General features: G+C 70.7%; 22 protein-coding genes and 3 tRNA genes. 21 read left to right on the plus strand and 4 right to left on the minus strand.

The features are described 5' to 3' along the window. Positions 1–80 precede the first annotated feature (80 nt). The 16 genes from VIG79_RS02005 (at position 81) to VIG79_RS02080 (ending at position 15296) form a co-directional block, all read left to right on the plus strand. Positions 81–1538, plus strand: a complete 1458-nt coding sequence (locus VIG79_RS02005; RefSeq protein WP_331881455.1) for an FAD-linked oxidase C-terminal domain-containing protein — start codon at positions 81–83, stop codon at positions 1536–1538. Then, the gene (locus VIG79_RS02010) at positions 1538–2773 is read left to right on the plus strand and encodes an FAD-binding oxidoreductase (RefSeq protein WP_331881458.1); all 1236 of its coding nucleotides are present in this window, start codon (positions 1538–1540) and stop codon (positions 2771–2773) included. Before VIG79_RS02005 ends, VIG79_RS02010 begins: the two co-directional genes overlap by 1 nt. Further along, positions 2773–4155 (plus strand): (Fe-S)-binding protein, encoded by a 1383-nt coding sequence (locus VIG79_RS02015; RefSeq protein WP_331881460.1) that lies wholly within the window; start codon positions 2773–2775, stop codon positions 4153–4155. Before VIG79_RS02010 ends, VIG79_RS02015 begins: the two co-directional genes overlap by 1 nt. Positions 4156–4190: 35 nt before the next feature. Next, positions 4191–5945 (plus strand): L-lactate permease, encoded by a 1755-nt coding sequence (locus VIG79_RS02020; RefSeq protein ID WP_331881463.1) that lies wholly within the window; start codon positions 4191–4193, stop codon positions 5943–5945. A 64-nt stretch (positions 5946–6009) separates the two neighbouring features. Then, on the plus strand, positions 6010–6744 hold the full coding sequence (locus tag VIG79_RS02025) for a (Fe-S)-binding protein (protein WP_331881466.1): 735 nt from the start codon (positions 6010–6012) through the stop codon (positions 6742–6744). Next, entirely contained in the window at positions 6744–8240 is a 1497-nt protein-coding gene (locus VIG79_RS02030; RefSeq protein ID WP_331881469.1) for a LutB/LldF family L-lactate oxidation iron-sulfur protein, read from the plus strand. Before VIG79_RS02025 ends, VIG79_RS02030 begins: the two co-directional genes overlap by 1 nt. Further along, positions 8237–8857, plus strand: coding sequence for a lactate utilization protein C (locus VIG79_RS02035; protein ID WP_331881471.1), 621 nt, complete (start codon positions 8237–8239; stop codon positions 8855–8857). Before VIG79_RS02030 ends, VIG79_RS02035 begins: the two co-directional genes overlap by 4 nt. Positions 8858–9018: 161 nt before the next feature. Beyond that, a complete protein-coding gene (locus tag VIG79_RS02040) occupies positions 9019–9948 on the plus strand; it encodes a hypothetical protein (RefSeq protein WP_331881473.1) in 930 nt (309 codons plus the stop codon). A gap of 114 nt (positions 9949–10062) precedes the next feature. Continuing rightward, positions 10063–11352, plus strand: coding sequence for an AGE family epimerase/isomerase (locus tag VIG79_RS02045; RefSeq protein WP_331881476.1), 1290 nt, complete (start codon positions 10063–10065; stop codon positions 11350–11352). Positions 11353–11422: 70 nt separating this feature from the next. Further along, positions 11423–11495 (plus strand) — tRNA-Thr (locus VIG79_RS02050). A gap of 13 nt (positions 11496–11508) precedes the next feature. Next, positions 11509–11582: transfer RNA gene (locus VIG79_RS02055), tRNA-Met, on the plus strand. A 97-nt stretch (positions 11583–11679) separates the two neighbouring features. Beyond that, the gene (gene rpmG, locus VIG79_RS02060; RefSeq protein ID WP_331881479.1) at positions 11680–11850 is read left to right on the plus strand and encodes a 50S ribosomal protein L33; all 171 of its coding nucleotides are present in this window, start codon (positions 11680–11682) and stop codon (positions 11848–11850) included. 109 nt (positions 11851–11959) lie between these two features. Next, the gene (locus VIG79_RS02065; protein WP_331881481.1) at positions 11960–13279 is read left to right on the plus strand and encodes an MFS transporter; all 1320 of its coding nucleotides are present in this window, start codon (positions 11960–11962) and stop codon (positions 13277–13279) included. A 23-nt stretch (positions 13280–13302) separates the two neighbouring features. After that, positions 13303–13746, plus strand: coding sequence for an FAS1-like dehydratase domain-containing protein (locus VIG79_RS02070; protein ID WP_331881484.1), 444 nt, complete (start codon positions 13303–13305; stop codon positions 13744–13746). Then, positions 13746–14174 carry a MaoC family dehydratase gene (locus tag VIG79_RS02075; protein WP_331881487.1) on the plus strand — a complete coding sequence of 143 codons (429 nt, stop codon included), beginning with the start codon at positions 13746–13748 and terminating at the stop codon, positions 14172–14174. The genes VIG79_RS02070 and VIG79_RS02075 overlap by 1 nt, the downstream gene beginning before the upstream one ends. A gap of 21 nt (positions 14175–14195) precedes the next feature. Next, a complete protein-coding gene (locus tag VIG79_RS02080) occupies positions 14196–15296 on the plus strand; it encodes a UDP-N-acetylmuramate dehydrogenase (RefSeq protein ID WP_331881490.1) in 1101 nt (366 codons plus the stop codon). A gap of 105 nt (positions 15297–15401) precedes the next feature. Here VIG79_RS02080 and VIG79_RS02085 read toward each other — a convergent pair whose 3' ends face one another. From VIG79_RS02085 to VIG79_RS02100, 4 genes are all read right to left on the minus strand, one after another. Continuing rightward, on the minus strand, positions 15402–16058 hold the full coding sequence (locus tag VIG79_RS02085) for a hypothetical protein (protein WP_331881493.1): 657 nt from the start codon (positions 16056–16058) through the stop codon (positions 15402–15404). Positions 16059–16123: 65 nt separating this feature from the next. After that, positions 16124–17164 (minus strand): adenosine deaminase, encoded by a 1041-nt coding sequence (locus VIG79_RS02090; RefSeq protein WP_331881496.1) that lies wholly within the window; start codon positions 17162–17164, stop codon positions 16124–16126. Further along, positions 17161–17745 (minus strand): DUF5709 domain-containing protein, encoded by a 585-nt coding sequence (locus VIG79_RS02095; protein ID WP_331881498.1) that lies wholly within the window; start codon positions 17743–17745, stop codon positions 17161–17163. The genes VIG79_RS02090 and VIG79_RS02095 overlap by 4 nt, the downstream gene beginning before the upstream one ends. Before the next feature lie 147 nt (positions 17746–17892). After that, the gene (locus VIG79_RS02100) at positions 17893–19194 is read right to left on the minus strand and encodes an aminotransferase class I/II-fold pyridoxal phosphate-dependent enzyme (RefSeq protein WP_331881500.1); all 1302 of its coding nucleotides are present in this window, start codon (positions 19192–19194) and stop codon (positions 17893–17895) included. Positions 19195–19393: 199 nt separating this feature from the next. Here VIG79_RS02100 and VIG79_RS02105 point away from each other — a divergent pair. From VIG79_RS02105 to rplA, 5 genes are all read left to right on the plus strand, one after another. Beyond that, positions 19394–19466: transfer RNA gene (locus VIG79_RS02105), tRNA-Trp, on the plus strand. A gap of 42 nt (positions 19467–19508) precedes the next feature. Then, positions 19509–19778 carry a preprotein translocase subunit SecE gene (gene secE / locus VIG79_RS02110; protein ID WP_331881503.1) on the plus strand — a complete coding sequence of 90 codons (270 nt, stop codon included), beginning with the start codon at positions 19509–19511 and terminating at the stop codon, positions 19776–19778. 57 nt (positions 19779–19835) lie between these two features. Continuing rightward, on the plus strand, positions 19836–20669 hold the full coding sequence (gene nusG, locus VIG79_RS02115) for a transcription termination/antitermination protein NusG (protein WP_331881505.1): 834 nt from the start codon (positions 19836–19838) through the stop codon (positions 20667–20669). A 93-nt stretch (positions 20670–20762) separates the two neighbouring features. After that, a complete protein-coding gene (gene rplK / locus VIG79_RS02120) occupies positions 20763–21200 on the plus strand; it encodes a 50S ribosomal protein L11 (protein ID WP_331881509.1) in 438 nt (145 codons plus the stop codon). A gap of 120 nt (positions 21201–21320) precedes the next feature. Continuing rightward, positions 21321–22049 (plus strand): 50S ribosomal protein L1, encoded by a 729-nt coding sequence (gene rplA, locus VIG79_RS02125; RefSeq protein ID WP_331881512.1) that lies wholly within the window; start codon positions 21321–21323, stop codon positions 22047–22049. Positions 22050–22169: the final 120 nt, after the last annotated feature.

Here is a 22169-nt window from a genome sequence, read left to right on the forward strand (position 1 = left end):
CGAGCGATGACCGGTAGGGACCGAAAATGGGGGTGCCGCCTGGCGCGCCGAGTGGTGCCGGTCGGGCCATGATGGGCGGCATGGACGTCGCTGGTCTGGCCGCCGAGCTCGCTCCAGCGCTGCCGAGGGACGCCGTCATCACCGACCGGCAGCGGCTCCGCACCTACGAGTGCGACGGCCTGGCCCACTACCGCGTCATCCCGGCCCTCGTGGTCCTTCCGGAGACCGGTGAGCAGGTCGCCGCGGTCGTGCGGGCCTGCGCGTCGAGGCGCATACCGTTCGTCGCGCGGGGATCGGGAACCGGGCTGTCCGGAGGGGCGCTGCCCCACGCAGAGGGCGTCCTCATCGTCATGTCCAAGATGCGCGACATCCTCGAGATCGACCGCGACAACCAGCGCGCCGTCGTGGAACCCGGCGTCATCAACCTCCAGCTGACCAGGGCCGCCCAGCCGAGCGGCTACTACTTCGCTCCGGACCCCTCGAGCCAGCAGGTCTGCTCGATCGGGGGCAACCTCGCCGAGAACTCGGGAGGAGCGCACTGCCTCAAGTACGGCTTCACCGCCGGGCACGTCACCGGCGTCGAGTTCGTCACGCCGCTCGGGGAGCTGGTCGAGATCGGCGGCAAGGCGGTGGACTTCCCCGGCTACGACCTGCTCGGGGCCATCGTCGGCTCGGAGGGCACCCTCGGCATCGCCACGACGATCACCGTCCGCCTCACCCGCACCCCCGAGACGGTGCAGACCGTCCTCGCCGCGTTCGAGGACACCGACACCGCGGGCCAGGCCGTCTCGGCCATCATCGGCGCCGGTGTCATTCCCGCGGCCATCGAGATGATGGACGCCCTGGCCATCGAGGCCGCCGAGGCGGCCGTCCAGTGCGGCTATCCCGAGGGCGCTGGTGCGGTGCTCATCGTGGAGCTCGACGGGGCGCAGGCCACCGTCGACCGTCAGTTCGAACAGGTGACAGCACACTGCGAGGAGGCGGGAGCGTTCGAGCTGCGGATCGCCGAGGACGACACACAGCGGGCCCTGTTCTGGAGGGGCCGCAAGTCCGCCTTTGCGGCGGTGGGCCGGATCAGCCCGGACTACATCGTCCAGGACGGTGTGATCCCGCGGACCGTGCTGCCCGACGTCCTGCGGCGTATCGGCGAGCTCGCGCAGGACAGTGGCATCCGGGTGGCCAACGTCTTCCACGCAGGTGACGGCAACCTCCATCCGCTGGTGCTCTTCGACGCCGCCGTCGACGGCCAGGCCGAGCGGGCCGAGGAGGTGTCAGGCGCCATCATCGACCTCTGTATCGAGCACGGTGGCTCCATCACCGGTGAGCACGGGGTCGGGTCCGACAAGGCCAGGTACATGCCGAAGATGTTCGAGGCGGACGACCTCGACACGATGCAGCTGGTGCGGTGCGCCTTCGACCCCTCGGGAATATCGAACCCCGGCAAGATCTTCCCGACGCCACGCCTGTGCGGAGAAGTGCCGGGACGCAAGCGGGGAGCGCACCCACTCGTCGAGGCCGGCCTGGCGGAGCAGTTCTGATGACGGTCATCGCGTCCGACGTTGCGCCGAGGCTCAGTGAGGCGGTGGCCGGCGCGCTCCGCGAGGCCGGGGAGCAGGATGCAGTCACCGGGGTCGTCCCGCGCTTCATCGTCTCTCCGACGAGTACCGAGCAGGTATGCGCCGTGCTGGCTGTCGCCGACGAAACCGGTCTCGCGGTCGTCCCCCGCGGGACGGGGACCAAGATCGGGTGGGGCGCCCCTCCGGAACGCTGCGACGTGGTGCTCGACCTCACCGGGCTGGACCAGCTGGTCGAGCACACCGCGGGTGACCTCGTGGCCGTCGTCCAGGCCGGCCGCCGGCTCGACGACCTGGCGCAGGACCTGGCTGCGGCCGGGCAGCGCCTGGCCGTGGACCCACCGCGACGCGGCACCGTGGGCGGCCTGGTCGCCACCGCCGCCACCGGCCCGGCGCGGTTGTTCGCGGGTCCGGTGCGCGACCTGGTCATCGGCGTCACCGTGGTACGGGCCGATGGTGTGCTGGCGAAGTCCGGAGGCAAGGTCGTCAAGAACGTCGCCGGCTACGACCTGGGCAAGCTGCTGACCGGCTCCTTCGGCACCCTGGGCGTCCTCACCCAGGTCGCCGTGCGGCTGCATCCCGTGACGGAGTCCAGCCAGTGGGTCACCGTGCCGGTCGCCTCCGCGTCCCAGGCGCAGGACGTCGTGCTGCGGGTGGCCCACTCGCAGCTCGTCCCGTCGGGCTGCGAGCTGGACTGGCTCGGCGGCTCGGGTCGCCTGAGCGTGCGGATGGACGGCGCGGTCAACGGCGTGGAGGACCGCGTCGCCCCGGCCGTCGGTCTACTCGGACCAGGCGCCGAGGCGTCCGTGACACCGCCGGACTGGTGGGGTGCGGAACCGGCCGGTGGCGACGTCCTGCTCAAGGTCACCCACGAGACGGCTTCTCTGGGTGTGCTGCTCGACGCCGTCGACCGGGCCGCGGCGAGCGAAGGGGTCGCAGCACATACCCGGGGCAGTGTCGTCGTCGGAACGGTCTACGTCTGTGTCCCGGCCGCCGGGGCGCCGAGGTTCGTCGAACGGCTGCGGGCCGATGCGAACCGGTTCGGCGGGGCCGTCGTCGTCCTCGACGCGCCGGTCGACACCCACCGGGAGCTTGACGTCTGGGGGCCGGTTCGAGGGCTCGACCTCATGCGCCGGGTCAAGGAGCAGTTCGACCCGAACCGGGTGCTGTCGCCCGGTCGCTTCGTGGGAGGGATCTGATGCCCGGGACGGAAGCCGTCACCACCCCGGCCGGCGCCAGCGGCGACGCGGGCCCGACCGATCAGGACGTCGCACCCCGCGGGCCCGGGGCGTTCGACGACCACAAACCCCCGTCGGCCGAGCTCGTCGCCGACTGCGTTCACTGCGGCTTCTGCCTCCCCTCCTGCCCGACCTACGTGCTGTGGGGCGAGGAGATGGACTCCCCGCGCGGTCGGATCTACCTCATGAACGAAGGTCTGGGTGGCGAGCCCTTGACCGACTCGATGGTCGGGCACTTCGACGCCTGCCTCGGTTGTATGGCCTGTGTAACCGCCTGCCCCTCCGGGGTGCAGTACGACCGGCTCATCGAGGACACCCGCGCCCAGGTCGAGCGACGTCACGAGCGGTCCCGCGCCGACAAGGCCCTCCGGGAGGGCATCTTCGCGCTCTTTCCCTACCCTAGGCGGCTCAAGGCGGCCCACGGCCCGCTGCGCCTCTACCAGAGGACCGGGCTCCCGTCGGTCCTTCGTCGGTCCGGGCTGCTCGACCGCCTGTCGCCGACCCTGTCCGCGATGGAGGGCCTCGCCCCGAACCTGGGCCGGCCCGAACCGGTCCTTGAGCGCACGTCGGCGCGCGGCACCCGACGAGGGGTCGTCGGGATGCTCCTCGGCTGCGTGCAGCGGGAGTTCTTCCCCGGCGTCAACGCGGCCACGGCCCGCGTCCTGGCCGCCGAGGGCTTCGACGTCATCGCCCCGCGGTCGCAGGGATGCTGCGGCGCCCTCTCGTCCCACAACGGCCGGGAGGAGGAGGCGAAGCGGTTCGCCCGCGCGCTGATCGAGGAGTTCGAGACGGCCGGCATCGACGCCCTCGTCGTCAACTCCGCCGGCTGCGGGTCGGCGATGAAGGACTACGTCCACCTGTTCTCCGACGAGCCGGAGTGGGTGGAGCGCGCCGAGGCCATGAGCGCAAAGGTCCGCGACGTGGCCGAGTTCCTCGTCGAGGTCGGGCCCGTCGCCGATCGTCAACCGCTCGACGTCACCATCGCGTACCACGACGCCTGCCACCTGGCGCACGCCCAGCAGATCCGGCAGCAGCCGCGGCAGCTGCTCCGCGGCATACCCGGGCTGGAGCTGAAGGAGATCGCCGAGGGCGAGCTGTGCTGCGGCTCGGCCGGCATCTACAACATCCTCAACCCCGAGCCCGCGCGCGAGCTGGGCGACCGCAAGGCCGGCAACGTCATGGCGACCGGCGCCGAGATGCTCGTCACCGCCAACCCCGGCTGCCTCATGCAGGTGGCCTCGTCGATCGAGCGCGCCGGTGGTCGGATGGCGCTCGCCCACACCGTCGAGGTGCTCGACGCCTCGATCCGGGGTCTGTCCCCAGCAGACCTCGGCGTCCGCTAGCGGAGGCCCCCCCACAACACAACGAGGTGCTGCTCATGTTCAGGCCTGTGCTCGACGCTGTCGCCGGTTCGCTGTTCCTCACCGCCCTCGTCGCGATGCTGCCCCTCGTCACGCTGTTCGTGCTGCTCGGGGTGCTGCGCATGAGAGCCTGGCTGGCGTCGCTGATCGCGCTCGCCGTCGCGATCGTCGTGGCGGTGGCCGCCTACTCGATGCCGATCGGTCAGGCCCTGATCGCCGGCACCGAGGGTGCCGCCTTCGGGTTCTTCCCGATCCTCTGGATCGTCATCAACGCGATCTGGATCTACAACATGACCGTCGTGACCGGCCACTTTGACGTGCTCCGCCGCTCGTTCGCCACGGTCAGCGACGACGCGAGGATCCAGGCGGTCATCATCGCCTTCTGCTTCGGTGCGCTCCTCGAGGCGTTGGCGGGGTTCGGCACACCCGTCGCGATCACCACAGTGATGTTGATGGCGTTGGGGTTCAGGCCGATCAAGGCCGCGGTGGTCGCGCTGGTGGCGAACACCGCTCCGGTGGCCTTCGGAGCCCTGGCCACTCCGATCACGACCCTGGCCACCGTGAGTGGCCTCCCCGAGCACGCGCTCTCGCAGATGGTCGGGCGCCAGACCCCGATCCTCGGCATGTTCGTCCCGGTGGCGCTCGTGTTCATCATCGACCGCGGGAAGGGGGTCCGGGAGACGCTGCCCGCGACGCTCACCTGCGGTTTCGCTTTCGCCATCGCGCAGTTCGTCACCTCGAACTACATCTCCACGCAGCTCACCGACATCGTCGCCTCCCTCGTCGGGGCGCTCGCGGTCGTCCTCCTGCTGCGCGTCTGGCAGCCGTCGGGACAGTATGTCGAGGTCGACACCGACGAGAACGTGACCGCAAGCGGTGGCACCATCGCGGCCCAGGCCACCGCGACCAGTGGGGCAGCGACCGCTGTCCGCGCTCGCCGGGGCGAGAGCGGCTCGGACCACCCGGTCGGCGAGGGGGTCGCCACTCGGGAGGATCTCGCCGAGCGGGACGCGCAGGCTCACGACACGAGGTCGGACGTGCTCAAGGCCTACGCGCCGTACCTCATCATCGTCGTGGTCTTCGTGCTCGCCCAGCTGCCCGGCCTCAAGGATCTCCTCGCGACCAAGTGGGCCAACCCCTCGTTCTCCTGGCCCGGGCTCGACCTGCAGTCCGCGGACGGGAAGCCGTCGACCCTCCCGACGTTCCGGTTCAACTGGTTCGGCGCCGCGGGGACGCTCCTGGTCATCGCCGGGCTGATCACCATTCCCGTCATCGGGATCCGTTGGGGCAAGGCCCTTCGGGTCTACGGACAGACCTACCGGCAGCTGTCGGCCGCGATCCTCACGGTGATGGCCGTGCTGGCTCTCGCCTACGTCATGAACGCCTCCGGCCAGACGGCGACGCTGGGTCGCTGGCTCGCGACATCCGGTGCGCTGTTCGCCATCCTCTCGCCGATCCTCGGCTGGCTCGGGGTCGCGGTGACCGGCTCAGACACCTCGGCCAACAGTCTGTTCGGTGCGCTGCAGGTGTCGGCCGCCCGGCAGACCGGCTTGTCGGAGCTGCTCATGGCGGCGGCGAACTCGTCCGGCGGGGTGCTCGGCAAGATGGTGTCGCCGCAGAACCTGGCCATCGCGGCGGCCGCCGTCGGCATGTCCGGCAAGGAGGGCCACATCTTCCGGAAGGTCCTGGGCTGGTCCCTGGGCTTCCTGGCGTTCATGTGCATCCTCGTCTACCTCCAGTCCACTCCGGTGCTGTCCTGGATGGTCCCCTGAGTCACCCCATGAAGTCCTCTGCTCTGCTCCGGTACTTCGCGGGGGCCCCGACTAGGGTCGGGCCATGAAGGTCGCGCTGATGCTCACCTGCATCAACGACGCCCTCTTCCCCGACACCGGCAAGGCCGTGGTCCGGCTGCTGCGCCGGCTCGGGGTGGACGTCGACTTTCCGACCGCCCAGACCTGCTGTGGCCAGCCGATGATCAACACGGGGTATCTCGACGAGGCCGTTCCCGTTGTGCGGCAGTGGGTTTCGGCGTTCGAGGGGTACGACGCGATCGTCGTTCCCTCGGGATCCTGCGCCGGCGCGGTGCGGCACCAGCACGGGCTCGTCGCCCGGCGGGCGGGGGACCCGGCACTGGAGCGAGCGGTCACCGAGACCGGGCCACGCGCGTACGAGCTCACCGAGTTCCTCGTCGACGTGCTGGGCGTGGAGGACGTAGGCGCCTACTTCCCGCACCGCGTGACCTACCACCCGACCTGCCACTCGCTGCGCATGCTGGGCGTCGGCGACCGACCGGCTCGGCTGCTGAGCCACGTGCGCGGGATCCGGCTCGTCGAGCTTCCGGCGGCCGAGGAGTGCTGCGGGTTCGGCGGGACGTTCGCGGTGAAGAACGCCGAGACCTCGGTGTCGATGGGGTCGGACAAGGTGCGCCACGCTCGCGACACCGGCGCGGAAGTGCTTGTCGCCGGCGACAACTCATGTCTCATGCACCTGGGCGGCCTCCTGTCGAGGGAGCATGCCGGTATGCGGGTCATGCACCTCGCCGAGGTCCTCGCCTCGACGGAGGCCTCCTGATGGGCGCGACGTTCGTCGGGATGCCGCCGTTCCCCCAGGCGGCGCACACCGCGCTCGCCGACACCCAGCTCCGCGCGAACCTCGCCCATGCGACCAGCACCATCCGCGACAAGCGGGCGCACGTCGTGGGCGAGGTCGACGACTGGGAGGCGCTGCGTAGCAAGGCCGCTCGGATCAAGGACGAGACGCTGGCCCGCCTCGACGTGCACCTGGTGCGGCTGGAGGAGTCACTTACCGCGCGGGGCGCCTTGGTGCACTGGGCCCGGGACGCCGACGAGGCGTGCGCGATCATCGCGCAGATCGCGAGGGACCACGACGCGACCGAGGTCGTCAAGGTCAAGTCGATGGCCACCCAGGAGGTCGAGCTCAACGAAGCCCTTGCCGCTCAAGGGATCTCCGCTTGGGAGACCGATCTGGCCGAGCTGATCGTCCAGCTCGGCGACGACCTGCCGTCGCACATCCTCGTGCCGGCGATCCACAGGAACCGGGCCGAGATCCGCGAGATCTTCCGCACCCGGATGGCGGCGGCCGGGCGGCCGGCGCCGGACGACCTGACCGACGAGCCGGCGGCGCTCGCGGCAGCGGCCCGGCAGCACCTCCGCGAGAAGTTCCTGCGGGCCCGGGTCGCGGTCTCCGGCGCCAACTTCGCCGTCGCCGAGACCGGCACCCTCGTCGTGCTGGAGTCCGAGGGCAACGGCCGGATGTGCCTCACCCTGCCCGAGGTCCTGGTCAGCCTGGTCGGCATCGAGAAGCTCGTGCCGACGTTCGAGGACCTCGACGTGTTCCTCCAGCTGCTCCCGCGCTCGAGCACGGGGGAGCGGATGAACCCGTACACCTCGATGTGGACCGGCGTTCACCCCGGCGACGGCCCGCAGGAGGTGCACGTCGTCCTCCTCGACAACGGCCGCACCAACGTCCTTGCCGACGAGGTCGGCCGCCAGGCGCTGCGCTGCATCCGGTGCTCGGCCTGCCTCAACGCCTGCCCGGTCTACGAGCGGACGGGCGGCCACGCCTACGGATCGGTCTACCCCGGGCCGATCGGCGCGATCCTCACCCCTCTGCTGCGCGGAGTGGGGCATGACGCCCAGGTGGACTCGCTCCCGTACGCGTCGAGCCTCTGCGGCCGCTGTTACGAGGTGTGCCCCGTCCAGATCGACATCCCGACGGTCCTCGTCCACCTGCGCGCCAAGGTCGTCGACGCCCACCGCGACGACCGGCCGACGGGCCAGGACCTGGCGATGAAGGGCGCTGCCCTCCTCTTCGCCGACGGCCATCGTCTCGGGTATGCGGTGAAGGCCGGCTCGGTCGCGAACCGGTTCGTCACGATGGTCAGCCGCCGGACCCTGCCCGGCGGGCGGACGGCGATCGGCCGCATACCGGGGCCTGGCGCCTCGGCGTGGACCGGCGCCCGCGACCTGCCGGCTCCGCCGCGCGAGTCGTTCCGGTCGTGGTGGGCCAAGACCGACGGTGGCCGCAACGAGGCGGGACCGACGTGACCGCCCGTGACGACGTCCTGGCTCGGGTCCGCTCGGCATTGCGGCAGAAGCCGACCGGGGCGCATACCGAGACGTCGGCCCCTCTCGAAACCGTTCCGGTGGAGGTGGAGGACGTCGTCGGGCTCTTCGTCGAGCGGGTCGAGGACTACCGCGCGGTCGTGGTGCGGTGCCGCCCCGACGAGGTGGCGGACCGCGTCCGCGAAGGGCTGGCGGACGCCGCACGAGTGGTCGTCCCGGCCGGCTTCCCCGACGCGTGGCTGCCGGACGGCATCGACCGCGTCGGCGACGACCCGCCCCTCACCGCCTACGACCTCGACGAGACCGACGCCGTCGTCACCACCGCCGCTCTCGGGATCGCCGTGACCGGCACGATCGTCCTCGACCACGGCGCGGGCCAGGGCCGGCGCGCCCTCAGCCTGGTCCCGGACCGGCACGTCTGCGTCGTCAGCGCCGACCAGGTCGTCGTCGACGTACCGGACGCGGTCCGTCGCCTCGACCCGGTGCGTCCGCTCACGTGGATCAGCGGTCCCAGCGCCACCAGCGACATCGAGCTCGACCGCGTCGAGGGCGTCCACGGCCCCAGAAACCTCCACGTCATCGTCGTGGACCTCGCCTGACCCCCTCCCGCCCGGCTCGGCTATGAGTCAAGCGGCTCGGCTGTCGGAATGTCGCGAGCCGAGTCGCCTGGCGGAGAGCCGAGCCCGAAGGTCACCACGGTTTTCCACAGGCGAGGCTCGAGTCAACCCGGCGGCGGCACCGATCCGCCAGGCTCGAAACCATGGACGACTGGATGCACGCCACCGACCGGCACGGGATCGCCAGCGTGGCCGACCTGCGCGGTGCCGGTCTGGGCCGGCGCACCGTGACGGCCCTCGTCAAGGCCGACGTCCTGACCCCGTTGGCGTTCGGCTGGTACGCATCCGGCCCCGTCCTTGACGACGCCGAGCGTCACATCCTGACCACCCGAGCCATGCTTCGGGCCCATGGTGGCCGTGTCGTCGCCGGTCATCACAGCGCTCTGCTGCTCCTCGGCTTGCCGTCGTTGGGGGCCGACCTCGGCGTCGTCCGGCTGTCGAGGCGCACGGCCGGACCAACGCGGGTCAAGCGGTCGGTCCGTATCGGCCGTGCTGTTCCCACCACCTTCCAGAGCACGGAGACCGTCATTCCTGCGTTCGCCGCCGTCCAGCACGGGCTCTCGGCAGGACCGTTGTCCGCGCTGGTCGCCGCCGACGGCGCCCTTCGTCTGGGGATGGCTGCGCGCACCGATCTCGAGGCGGCCGTCCAACAAGTCCATGGCGATCCCTACTCGCAGGGCATAGCGGACATGCTGCGTCACGCGGACGGTCGTCACGAGTCGCCCGGCGAGACTCGGCTGGCCCACGCGCTGAGGTTGCTCGGGATCACTGCGACGCCTCAGGTGCGCATCCCCGGCAGCAACGCCGTCGTCGACTTCCTGGTCGAGGGTGCTCCCGTCGTCATCGAGTTCGACGGGCAGGTCAAGTACGGCCGCTCCGTCGATGAGGTGGACCCGTTCGGGCGCCGACTCGCCGGACGGGAGGTGCTCTGGCAGGAGAAGCGCCGCGAGGACCGGCTGCGGGAGCTGGGTTACGAGGTCGTCCGGGTGGTCTGGAGCGACCTCGACTCGCCGCAAGAGCTGGCCACGCGGATCCGACGGGCCGTCGAGCGGTCCCGTCGACTGACGGCGTGAACGGAGGCCGCCAGAACCGCCTGGCTTGGCTGGGAGCCGGGCGGCTTGACTCCTCACATCCAGGGAGCCGAGACGCTTGGCTGGGAGCCGAGCCGGGCGAGTAGGTTCACCGACATGCCCCCCTCGGCGACATCGGCGACCCGCCTCTCGGAGGCCGACCTCGAGTTCCTCGTCGGGCAGACCACGTCCCTGGTCGCGTTCGCCAAGCGGAGCCCGCATCCGGACGGCGGGTTCGCCTGGCTCGACGACGACGGCAACCCGCTCCTCGACCGTCCGGTGGAGCTCTGGATCTCCTGTCGGATGCTCCACGTCCTGGCGCTCGCCGAGATCCTCGGTGACACGACGTGCCGCCCTCTCGTCGCCGACGGACTGGCGGCATTGCGTAGCCGTCTGCACGACGCCGAGTACGGCGGCTGGTACGCGTCGGTGACGGCCGGCCCGGACGGGACCTCTGTCGCGGACGACGACACCAAGCCGGCCTACGCTCACGCCTTCGTCGTCCTGGCCAGCGCCTCGGCGGTCGCCGCCGGCCACGACGAGGCCCGGCCGATCCTCGAGGACGCGCTCGGCGTCTTCGACCGTTACTTCTGGCGTGACGCCGACGGCCTGGCCGTCGACGTCTACGACCGCCCCTTCTTGCGCGCCGACCCCTACCGCGGCGTCAACGCCAACATGCACACCGTCGAGGCGCTCCTCGCGGCCCACGACCTGACCGGCGACGAGGTGCACCTGCAGCGGGCGCTCAGCATCGTCAGCCACGTCGTCCACGAGTTCGCCCGCGGGAACGCCTTCCGCCTCCCGGAGCACTACGACGAGCAGTGGCGGCCGGTGCTCGACTACAACCTGGACCAGCCCGGCGACCGGTTCCGTCCCTACGGCGTGACGATCGGCCACCTCATGGAGTGGGCCCGGCTCGCCCTCCACGTCCGGACCGCGCTGATCCGCGAGGGAGTCGAGCCGCCGGCCTGGCTGCTCGACGACGCCCGATCCCTCTTCGACCGCGCCGTCGAGGACGGGTGGCAGCAGGCCGACGCCGAGCGCGACCAGACCGACGGGTTCGTCTACACGACCGACTTCGACGCGAAGCCCGTCGTCGCCGACCGCCTCCACTGGGTGGTCACCGAGGCGATCGCCACCGCCTGGACCCTCGCGCTGCTCGCCGACGACGAGGAGCAGGCACAGGCATACCGGCAGTGGTTCGACCGGTGGGTCGAGCATGCCCGCGAGTACTTCGTCGACGAGGCGCACGGATCCTGGCGGCACGAGCTGGACCCGCAGAACCGTCCGTCCAGCCACGTCTGGGAGGGCAAGCCGGACGTCTACCACGCCTACCAGGCGATGCTCCTGCCGCGGCTCGGCGAGGTCTCGTCCTTCGTCGACGGGGCCGTCCGGCTGGCGCCCTGAGACACGCCTTTCGATTTCCGGAGGCCCTCCGGCACCGTGTAGTCTCGCCGTCGCGATACAGGCACCACCGGCCCCTATAGCTCAGTCGGTAGAGCGTCTCCATGGTAAGGAGAAGGTCAACGGTTCGATTCCGTTTGGGGGCTCTGCATCACGCATGGCGGGGTAGCTCAGCTGGTTAGAGCGCACGACTCATAATCGTGAGGTCGCGGGATCGAGCCCCGCTCCCGCTACTCGATTAGGGGTATGCCGGAATGTCGGCCTACCCTTGTGCGTTGACTTTGCGCGCCTGACGCGCTCAACCCCGTACCCGAGAGCAGGTTGTCACCCGTGGCCAGCAAGTCTGTCGACGTCCGCCCCAAGATCACCATGGCGTGCGCGGAGTGCAAGCACCGCAACTACATCACCAAGAAGAACCGTCGCAACGACCCCGACCGCCTGGGTCTGACGAAGTTCTGCCCCAACTGCGGCAAGCACACGGAGCACCGCGAGACCCGCTGACCCCAGCCGATCTCCCGCGGCCACCAGGCTGCTCTCGTCGCACACCGACCGCTCCCGACACCCGGGGGCGGTCGTTTGCGTGTGCAACCACCGTGGGAGGATCCCCCGAATGAGTGACCGGCCGGAGGACCCGTTCGACGCGCCGGTGGCCGCCGAGAACCCGGCGGAAGAGGCCCGGGGCCTGCGCGACCTGCTGGGTCGACACGCGGTCGACACCCGGCCGCTGCGGATCCCCGAGTACCGGCGCATCCTCATCGGCCAGGGCACCTCGTTCATCGGCTCGATGCTCACCCAGGTCGCCGTCCCGGTGCAGATCTGGGCGCTGACCGCGTCGCCGCTGTACGTCGGGTTCGTCGGACTGGCCGGCCTCGTCCCCATCGTGGTCTTCGGGCTCTACGGCGGCGCGATCGCCGACGCCGTCGACCGCCGCGTCCTCTACCTGTGGTCGTCGATCGGCGGCTGGGTCGTGACCCTGGCACTGCTGGTCCAGACCCTGCTCGACCTGCAGAACATCTGGCTGATCCTCGCGCTGGTCTTCGTCCAGTCCGGGATGTTCGCGGTGGCGTCCTCGGCCCGCGGCGCGATCATCCCGCGCATCGTCCCGACCGAGCTGGTTCCGGCGGCCAACACGCTCAACTTCACCGTCGGCAACGTCGGCCAGGTGGTCGGACCGCTGCTCGCGGGACTGCTGCTCGTCCTGCCCAACGGGTTCGCCCTCGCGTACGCCGCCGACGCGCTGCTCTTCACTGCAGCGCTGTACTCGGTGCTGAAGCTGCCCGCCATCCCGCCGCAGGGCGAGGTCCAGCGGCCGGACTGGCGGGCGGTCGCGGACGGGCTTCGGTTCATCGCGGTGCGCCCCGTGCTCGTCATGAGCTTCGCCGTCGACATCGCCGCCATGGTTCTCGCCATGCCACGGTCGCTCTTCCCCGCGGTCGCGGACGCCCGGTTCGGCGGGCAGGTCGGGCCGCTCTACGCCGCGATCGCCATCGGCGCGGTCATCGCCGGTCTCTCCAGCGGGTGGATCGGTCGGGTCCGGCGCCAGGGTCGGGCGCTCACCCTCGCGATCGTCGGGTGGGGCGCCGCCGTCGCGGTGTCCGGGCTGGTCGGGCAGCTGTGGCTCGTCGTCGCCCTGCTCGCCCTGGCCGGCGCGTTCGACCTGGTCAGCGCGGTCTACCGGCAGACCATCCTCCAGACCTACGCCCCCGACGAGATGCGCGGCCGGATGCAGGGCGTGTTCATCGCCGTGGTCGCGGGTGGCCCCCGCCTCGGCGACGTACGGGCCGGCGCCACTGCGGCCGTCACCAACCCCACCTTCTCGTGGGTCGCCGGCGGCGTCGCCTGCATGGCCGTCGTCATCGTCGCGGGCCTCATGGTCCGCCCGTTCTGGCGCTACGACACCGCACGCGACCTGCCCTCCACTGCGCACTAGGCCACCCCACTAGGGTCATTCGTATGCCGGTCAACGAGGACTTCGTCGGGCGTGAGTACCCGCCCACCCAGCCGTATGCGGTCGGTTCCGCCAAGATCCGGGAGTTCGCCGAGGCGGTCGGCTCGACCGACCCCGTGCACGTCGACCGGGCCGTGGCCCAGGCGCGTGGGTACCGCGACGTCATCGCGCCGCCGACGTTCGCGGTTCTCATCTCGATGCAGTGCGACGGCCAGCTGGTTCGCGACCCCGAGGCCGGGATCGACTACAGCCGGGTCGTCCACGGCGAGCAGAAGTTCGTCCACCACCGGCCGCTGACCGCCGGTGACGACGTCGTCGGGGTGCTCCACGTCGACGCCGTCCGCGCCGCCGGCGGCCACGCCATGGTCACCACGCGCACCGAGCTCAGCGTCGAGGGCGAGCCGGTCTGCACCGCTGTGTCCACCCTGGTGATCCGAGGAGGCGAGTGATGGGCGAGATTCTCAGCCTGGCCGACGTGGAGGCCGGCCAGAGCATCCCGGGTCGGACCGTACACATCGAGCGGGCCACGCTGGTGCAGTACGCGGGAGCGTCGTTGGACCGCAACCCGATCCACTGGGACGAACGGTTCGCCAAGAAGGTCGGCCTGCCCGACGTGATCGCCCACGGGATGTTCACCATGGGGTCGGCGGTGACCGTCGTCTCCGAGTGGGTGGGGGACGCCGGACGCGTCGTGGAGTACTCGGTGCGGTTCACCAAGCCGGTCGTCGTGCCCTACGAGGGCGGCGCCGACGTGGCGGTCGAGGGGGTCGTCAAGGCCGTCGACGCCGAGGCGAAGCGCGCCACCGTCGAGCTGACCGCCATCAGCAGTGGCGACAAGGTGCTCGGCCGCGCGCTCGCGGTCGTCCAGCTCGACTGACCGGCCGCGGACCCGCCCCGGATGCGTGAAGAGCACGGAGTCGACCTCGCGACGCTGACGACGATGCGGGTCGGCGGGCCGGCCGCCCGGCTGGTCCGGGTCGACACGACCGACGAGCTGGTCGACGCGGTCCACGAGGTCGACGACGCCGACTGGGGGCCCCCCCACGAAGTGGGGGAGCCGCTGCTCGTCCTCGGCGGCGGGTCCAACCTCGTGGTCGCCGACGAGGGCTTCCCCGGCACCGTGGTGCGGGTGGAGACGACCGGCATACAGGTGGAGTCCGACGACCGCTGCGGCGGCGCCAACGTCCGCGTTGCGGCCGGCGAGCCGTGGGACGACGTGGTCGCCCACGCTGTCGACCAGGGGTGGGCGGGGATCGAGGCGCTCTCGGGGATCCCCGGCTCGACCGGTGCGACGCCGATCCAGAACGTCGGCGCATACGGCCAGGAGGTCGCGGAGACGGTCGCCCAGGTACGCGTCTGGGACCGGCGCGCCGGCGAGGTGCGCACGCTCTTCGGGTCCGACTGCGGTTTCACCTACCGGGACTCGGGGTTCAAGCGCGACCCGACGCGGTTCGTGGTGCTCGACGTGCTCTTCCAGCTGCGGGTCGCCGACCTCTCCGAACCGGTCCGGTATGCGGATCTGGCCCGGTCGCTCGGGGTCGAGCTCGGCACCCGGGTTCCGCTCGCCGACGCCCGCGCGGCCGTCCTGGAGCAGCGGCGCCGGCGCGGGATGGTGCTGGACGCCGCCGACCACGACACGTGGAGCTGCGGCTCGTTCTTCACCAACCCGATCCTCTCGGCCGGGGACATGGAGGCGCTGGCCGACCGCGTCCGCCACCGGCTCGGCGACAGCGCTCCCGAGCTTCCGGTCTGGCCCGAACCCGACGGCCGCCGTAAGACCAGCGCCGCCTGGCTCATCGAGCGGGCGGGGTTCGAGAAGGGCTTCGGAACCCCCGGCCCAGCCGCCCTCTCCGACAAGCACACCCTGGCGGTGACCAACCGCGGGAGCGCCCGCACGGCCGACGTCCTCGCACTCGCGGGCGAGGTCCGAGCAGGCGTCGAGACGGCGTTCGGGATCCGGCTGGTCAACGAGCCGGTGCTCGTCGGCGTCAGCCTCTAGTCACCCCACGAAGTTCTCCCGGCAATGCTCTTCGCTTCGCTCCGAACCTTGCGAGGGCCCACGCTTCGCTCCGATCCTTCACGGGGACCCGTCTAGACCGACGGCTCAGCCGACGATCCCGACACTGAACGTCTTGGCGGGGAACGAGGTTCGGGTTCCGCTGATCTGCACGGCGGGCCGGGTGTAGTCCAGCGTCAGCTTCGCTGCGTTGCGTGGGTCGACCTTGAACACCAGCCATCCGGTGACCGGGTCGCCCTTGTCGACCTGGTCCGGCAGCAGCACGAACCCGGCCGTCTTGATCGCGTCGTCGACCATCGGGTCCGGGGTGTTGGGGAACTGGCTGCCGGTGTTGATGGCGAAGTCCTGCTTGCGGATCGGGATCGTGTAGTCCTTGGACGGCGTCCAGGTCAGCTCCAGCGCGACGAGCTCGTACGCCTGGGCCGACGCCTTGTAGCCGGCCGGCCAGGGCAGGGCCCGGGCGAGGCGCTTGACCGTGATCGAGTCCTTGAGGTCCGGGTCCGAGATGGTCTGGTTCACGTCGTTGAACGTCGTCGGGAAGGCTGTCGGCACGTCGGCGGCGGTGGCGCTCGCGGACGTCGGGGCCGGCGCGGTCGTGCTGCTCGAGGTGGTCCCGGGAGCGGTCACGGCGTCGACGGCGGCCACCGTCCCACTCGGCGACGGGGTGTCGGCGCCGCCGCTGCCAGAAGCGCAGCCGGCCAGGAGGATGACGGCTGCGGGCACGACGGCCAAGGCAGTCTTCATGGCGATCAGCGTGCCTTGCGCGTCGGGCGGTCGCCAAATCGACGTCGACCGGAACGTCGGTCTGGTCAGCCCGCCAGCCAGGCGTCGACGTCGGCCGATGCGGACTTCCGGACGGCAGCCGGTGCCCGGCTGCCCTCGATGCTCTGCCGGGCGAGAGCCGCCAGCTCGACGTCGCTGAAACCGAGCTCGTCGCGGGCCAGCACGTACTGCGCGGCGAGCCGGGTGCCGAACAGGAGGGGGTCATCGGCCCCGAGCGCGACGGGGATCCCGGCGTCGACGATGGCCCGGAGCGGGACCTGCGCCGGGTCGGCGTAGACCCCCAGCGCGACGTTGCTGCCCGGGCAGACCTCGAGGGTCACCCCCGACTCGGCCACCCGGTCCAGCGCGGCCGGGTCCTCGCTCGCCCGCACCCCGTGGCCGACCCGGTCCGGCCGGAACACGGTGAGCGTGTCGACCACCGACGCCGGCCCGAGCAGCTCGCCGCCGTGGGGGACCAGCGCGAGTCCGCCGTGCCGGGCGATCTCGAACGCCGGCGCGAAGTCCGGCAACGACCCTCGGCGTTCGTCGTTCGACAGGCCGAACCCCACCACGGTGCCCGGGCCGTCACCGGCATATCGTACGGCGAGGCGCGCGAGGGTGCGGGCGTCGAGGGGGTGCCGGATCCGGCTGGCCGCGACAACGACACCGACCCCCGTCCCGGTCGCCCGGGTGGCCTGCGCCGCCTCGTCGAGGATGATCTCGAGGGCGGGGGTGATGCCACCGACGTGCGGGGCGTACGACGACGGCTCGACCTGCAGCTCGAGCCACCGCGAGCCCTCGGTGGCGTCGTCCTCGGCCGCCTCACGCACGATCCGGCGCAGGTCGGCCTCCCCGCGGACGCAGGACCGGGCCAGGTCGTAGAGCCGCTGGAACCGGAACCAGCCGCGCTCGTCCGTGGCGTGCAGCCGCGGCGGCCACTCGTCGGTGAACGCCTCGGGCAGGGGTATGCCGCGCTCCTGCGCCAGGTCGAAAAGCGTGCCGATCCGCATCGACCCGGTGAAGTGCAGGTGCAGGTGCGCCTTGGGGAGCGCCGCGACGTCGCGGCGCGGAGGGTCGGGCTCGCTCACTCGTCGGTCGGCGCGAGCGAGTCCAGCTCGTTCGTCGGGTCCTCGTTCTCGATCCGGTATGCGGTCGCCTCGGTCAGCCCCTCATCGTCCCCGTCATCGTCGGTCCCGAAACTGGACGCGTAGTCGCCGGGCTCGTCGGTGGCGATGTGCATGGCCGACTCCTCGGGGGAGGCGACCCCGCCGTCGAAGCCCACGTCCTCGGCCACTTCGTCCTTCTCCCGGTCCTCCCCGAACCCTTCGTCGGGCGCGACGAGCCGGCCGACCTGACGGCCGCCGTCCCCGACGAAGTCGTCGTCCGCCGGGATGGCGTCGGGGTCGTCACCGCCGAGCATGTCGGTGTCGTCGTCCAGGCCGCTTTCGTTGTCGGGCGCGCCGTAGGCCGAGTCCGGGTCGGGGATCTCCTGCTTGATCCGCTGCTCGATGGTCTCCTCCTGGGACTCCTCCCAGGCGGTGACGCCCCAGGCCATCGACCCCCGCGGCCGGTCCGGCGGGTCGTAGCCGCCGTCGAGCGTGTCCTCGTGTCCCGGCTCGTCGTACTTGTCGTCCAGGGTGTCGTCCGGCTGGAGCTGGTCGTCGCTCATACCGGCCACTCTGCCACCCGTGCCGAATGGGGTCGCGAGGAGGCGGTGGCCTGGTCCTGCGGGACTGGAACGAGTCCGGTTTGTCCGGTGGTTTCAGCCGAAACGGCGGTTCGTTCCCGTCCAGTTGTCCGCGGCGACGCGGAAGGGTCAGACGCCGACGGCCAGCTTCTCCGCAGCGGCCAGCGCCACGCAGGTGCCGACGCCGGCCATCGCCGTCTCCACCTGCTCCAGCGACGGGAACGTCGGCGCCAGCCGGATGTTCCGGTCGCGCGGGTCCTGGCCGTAGGGGAACGACGCCCCGGCCGGGGTGAGGGCGATGCCGGCCTCCTTGGCCAGCTGGACCACCCGCGAGGCGGTGCCGTCGAGGACGTCCAGGTTGACGAAGTACCCGCCGGTGGGTCGGGTCCACTCGGCCACCCCGAGACCCTCCAGCGCCGAGGTCAGGGCGACGTCCACCGCGGCGAACTTGGGCGCGATGATCTCGCGGTGCCGGCGCATGTGGTCGCGCACGCCGTCCGCCGAGCCGAAGAACTCGACGTGCCGCAGGTGGTTCACCTTGTCCGGGCCGATCGCCGCCATGGCGAGGTGCTTGAGGTACCACGTCCTGTTCTCCGTGGACGCCGCGAACACCGAGACCCCGGCGCCCGCATACGTGATCTTCGAGGTGGACGCGAACATCAGCGGCCGGTTCGGGTTCCCCGAGGCGGCGGACAGGGTGAGGATGTCCGCGCTCTTGGCCTCCTCCTCGGTGAGGTGGTGGAAGGCGTAGGCGTTGTCCCAAAAGATCCGGAAGTCCGGCGCTGCCGTGGGCATCGATGCGAGCGCGGCGGCGACCTCCTGCGAGCAGACGGCGCCCGACGGGTTCGCGTAGGTCGGGACGACCCACATGCCCTTGACGCTCGGGTCGTCGCGAACCAGCGCCTCGACCGCGGGGACGTCCGGGCCGTCGGCGTGCATCGGCACGGTCACCATCTCGATGCCGAAGTCGGCGAGCATCGAGAAGTGCCGGTCGTACCCCGGGACGGGGCAGACGAAGGTGACCTTCTCGTCCTGCGACCACCCCTGGGTGGACTCGGGAGCCCCGAAGAGGAGCAGGTAGGCGAGGACGTCCCACATCAGCGTGAGGCTGGAGTTCCCGCCGCAGACCACCTGCTGGGGCTCCACCCCGAGCAGCTCGGCGAAGATCTCCCGCAGTTCGGCCAGCCCGTCGAGCCCGCCGTAGTTGCGCACGTCCGCCCCGGCCCGGTCCCGGGTCGTCGTCGGGAGCTCGAGCAGGCGGTCGGCGAGGTCGAGCTGGGCGCTGGACGGCTTGCCGCGCGTCAGGTCGAGCGCGAGGCCCCGGGCCTTGAGCGCGGCATACTCCGCCCGTCTCTCGTCCAGGAACGCGGTGAGGTCGGTCTCGCTCAGGTCGGCCAGCGGGGTCCGGGTGATGGCGGGCGGGATGCTCACGGTGATCATCCTTCCACCGCTCAGCCCCCGCTCCGGGCCGAGGTCGAGGCCTCTCACGGGTTCGCGAGCACGTGGCGCGGTCCCGTATGCTGTCCGTTCGGTGGTGGCCTGCCGCCCTGCTCCGGCATGCCCGTGAAACGGTATGCGTCGGGGTGGGTCAGGTCGGCCGCCCGTGGACCCGCCCAGCCTGGGTCCACGTAGGGCAGTGGCTCAATTGGTAGAGCACCGGTCTCCAAAACCGGCGGTTGGGGGTTCGAGTCCCTCCTGCCCTGCGATGCAGGCACAGATCACCACCAGAGGGAGAGGAGGAGCGAATGACCGAAGCACGCGCGGGCAACCGTGGGTCCGGCCGCGCCGCCCAGCGGCGACCCCGTCAGGGCAACCCGGTCAGCCGGCTGTTCCAGTCCCTCGGCCTCTTCATCAGCCAGATCATCGACGAGCTGCGCAAGGTGGTGCGGCCGACCGGTTCGGAGCTGCTCAACTACACGATCGTCGTCATCGTCTTCGTCCTGGTCATCATGGCGATCGTCGCGGGCCTCGACTTCGTCTTCCACCGGCTGATGCTGCTCCTCCTCGCGGGCTGAGCCGCGCAGCGAGACGGCCCGAACCACCGATTCTTCAGACAGGAAGCAGGCAGCAGCGTGTCCGACAACGACACCCAGCTCGACACCCCCACCCAGTCCGAGCCCTACCAGGACTTCGGCGCGCTCGACGCGGCCGAGACGGTGCACACCGTCGACAGCGACGCCGCCCAGGACATCGCGGACTACAACGCAGAGAATGACGAGTTCGCAGACGTCGAGCCCTCGGACCTGGACCCGGGCGATTCCTTGGCGGAGGGGAGCCCCACGGATGAGGCGCCAGCCGATCCCGTGGAGGAGTACAAGCGGCAGCTGCGGCTCAAGGACGGCGACTGGTACGTCGTGCACTCGTACGCGGGCTACGAGAAGCGGGTCAAGACCAACCTCGAGACGCGGATCCAGTCCCTCAACATGGAGGACTTCATCTTCGAGATCGAGGTGCCGATGGAAGAGGTCACCGAGATCAAGAACGGGCAGAAGAAGCTCGTCTCCCGCGTCCGCATGCCCGGCTACGTCCTGGTCCGGATGGACCTCACCGACGAGAGCTGGGGCGCCGTGCGGCACACCCCGGGTGTGACCGGCTTCGTCGGCAACGCGCACCAGCCGGTTCCGCTGAGCCTCGACGAGGTCTTCACCATGCTCGCCCCCGACCTGGAGACCCCGGCCTCCGCCGGTGGCTCCGGGACCTCGGGCGGCGGCGGCAAGGCCAAGGAGACCCAGGTCGTCGACTTCCAGGTCGGCGAGTCCGTCACCGTCATGGAGGGCCCGTTCGAGACCCTCCCCGCGACGATCTCGGAGATCAACCCCGACACCCAGAAGCTCAAGGTTCTGGTCTCGATCTTCGGCCGGGAGACCCCGGTCGAGCTGTCCTTCTCGCAGGTCGCCAAGATCTGACCGAGGGACGTCCCCCGCACGGCACTCCGGGCGGGAACTGCAACCGGGTCATCGCCCACGGCGTAGGCCCACTAACGAAAGCGACACCACAGCATGCCTCCCAAGAAGAAGCGGATCTCCGGCTTCATCAAGCTGCAGATCAACGCCGGTGCGGCCACGCCCGCGCCGCCGGTCGGTCCGGCCCTCGGCCAGCACGGCGTCAACATCATGGAGTTCGTCAAGGCGTACAACGCTGCGACGGAGTCCCAGCGCGGCAACGTCATCCCGGTCGAGATCACCGTCTACGAGGACCGGTCGTTCACGTTCGTCACGAAGACGCCGCCGGCCGCCGAGCTGATCAAGAAGGCCGCAGGCGTCCCCAAGGGCTCCGGCGAGCCGCACAAGACCAAGGTCGCGACCCTGTCGCCCGACCAGGTCCGCGCCATCGCGGAGCAGAAGATGGAGGACCTCAACGCCAACGACGTCGAGGCCGCCGCCAAGATCATCGCCGGCACCGCCCGGTCGATGGGCATCAACACCCCCGGCTACTGACGCCCTCGGGGGCACGGCCCCCGAGCACCCCCGAAGACCCGCCGGGAAACTCCCGGCGTAGTGGCAGGACCAGCGCTGGTCCGCGAACCACGACTCCCTGAAGCAACGAAGGAGCAGAACATGAAGCGCAGCAAGGCATACCGCGCCGCGACCGACAAGATCGAGGACGGCAAGGTCTACAGCCCGCTCGAGGCCATCCGCCTCGCGAAGGACACCAGCACCACCAGGTACGACTCGACGGTCGAGGTCGCGATGCGTCTCGGCGTCGACCCGCGCAAGGCGGACCAGATGGTGCGTGGCACCGTCAACCTCCCGCACGGCACCGGCAAGACCGCCCGCGTGCTGGTCTTCGCCAACGGCGACAAGGCCGAGGCGGCGCGTGAGGCCGGAGCCGACTTCGTCGGTTCCGACGACATGCTCGAGAAGGTGCAGGGTGGCTGGCTCGACTTCGACGCCGTCGTCGCGACGCCGGACATGATGGGCAAGGTCGGCCGGCTGGGCAAGGTCCTCGGCCCTCGTGGCCTGATGCCGAACCCGAAGACCGGCACCGTGACCATGGACGTCGCCAAGGCCGTGACCGACATCAAGGGCGGCAAGATCGAGTTCCGCGTCGACAAGCACGCGAACCTCCACTTCATCATCGGCAAGGCGTCGTTCGACGTGACGTCGCTCGTGGAGAACTACGCGGCGGCGCTGGAGGAGATCCTCCGGCTCAAGCCGTCGTCCTCCAAGGGCCACTACATCGAGAAGGCGACCCTGACCACGACGATGGGCCCGGGTATCCCGCTGGACTTCCGGCGTACCCGCAACCTCCTCGCCGAGGACAACGCGGAGTCCGTGAACGCCTGACGGTGCCCGACGAAGGGCCCGGAGCCGACCGGCTCCGGGCCCTTCGCCGTCCCAGGGTGACGTGGTCAGCCGCATACCGAGAACTGGTCAAAACCCGACACTCTCAACGCGCGCACAGCC

Source organism: Lapillicoccus sp. (genome assembly GCF_036559105.1).
Taxonomy (GTDB): Bacteria; Actinomycetota; Actinomycetes; order Actinomycetales; family Dermatophilaceae; genus Lapillicoccus.

Coding starts and splice junctions, on each gene's coding strand:
- VIG79_RS02005 (WP_331881455.1), top strand. CDS start 81: ATGGACGTCGCTGGTCTGGCCGCCGAGCTCGCTCCAGCGCTGCCGAGG.
- VIG79_RS02010 (WP_331881458.1), top strand. CDS start 1,538: ATGACGGTCATCGCGTCCGACGTTGCGCCGAGGCTCAGTGAGGCGGTG.
- VIG79_RS02015 (WP_331881460.1), top strand. CDS start 2,773: ATGCCCGGGACGGAAGCCGTCACCACCCCGGCCGGCGCCAGCGGCGAC.
- VIG79_RS02020 (WP_331881463.1), top strand. CDS start 4,191: ATGTTCAGGCCTGTGCTCGACGCTGTCGCCGGTTCGCTGTTCCTCACC.
- VIG79_RS02025 (WP_331881466.1), top strand. CDS start 6,010: ATGAAGGTCGCGCTGATGCTCACCTGCATCAACGACGCCCTCTTCCCC.
- VIG79_RS02030 (WP_331881469.1), top strand. CDS start 6,744: ATGGGCGCGACGTTCGTCGGGATGCCGCCGTTCCCCCAGGCGGCGCAC.
- VIG79_RS02040 (WP_331881473.1), top strand. CDS start 9,019: ATGGACGACTGGATGCACGCCACCGACCGGCACGGGATCGCCAGCGTG.
- VIG79_RS02045 (WP_331881476.1), top strand. CDS start 10,063: ATGCCCCCCTCGGCGACATCGGCGACCCGCCTCTCGGAGGCCGACCTC.
- VIG79_RS02065 (WP_331881481.1), top strand. CDS start 11,960: ATGAGTGACCGGCCGGAGGACCCGTTCGACGCGCCGGTGGCCGCCGAG.
- VIG79_RS02070 (WP_331881484.1), top strand. CDS start 13,303: ATGCCGGTCAACGAGGACTTCGTCGGGCGTGAGTACCCGCCCACCCAG.
- VIG79_RS02075 (WP_331881487.1), top strand. CDS start 13,746: ATGGGCGAGATTCTCAGCCTGGCCGACGTGGAGGCCGGCCAGAGCATC.
- VIG79_RS02080 (WP_331881490.1), top strand. CDS start 14,196: ATGCGTGAAGAGCACGGAGTCGACCTCGCGACGCTGACGACGATGCGG.
- VIG79_RS02085 (WP_331881493.1), bottom strand. CDS start 16,058: ATGAAGACTGCCTTGGCCGTCGTGCCCGCAGCCGTCATCCTCCTGGCC.
- VIG79_RS02095 (WP_331881498.1), bottom strand. CDS start 17,745: ATGAGCGACGACCAGCTCCAGCCGGACGACACCCTGGACGACAAGTAC.
- secE (WP_331881503.1), top strand. CDS start 19,509: ATGACCGAAGCACGCGCGGGCAACCGTGGGTCCGGCCGCGCCGCCCAG.
- rplK (WP_331881509.1), top strand. CDS start 20,763: ATGCCTCCCAAGAAGAAGCGGATCTCCGGCTTCATCAAGCTGCAGATC.
- rplA (WP_331881512.1), top strand. CDS start 21,321: ATGAAGCGCAGCAAGGCATACCGCGCCGCGACCGACAAGATCGAGGAC.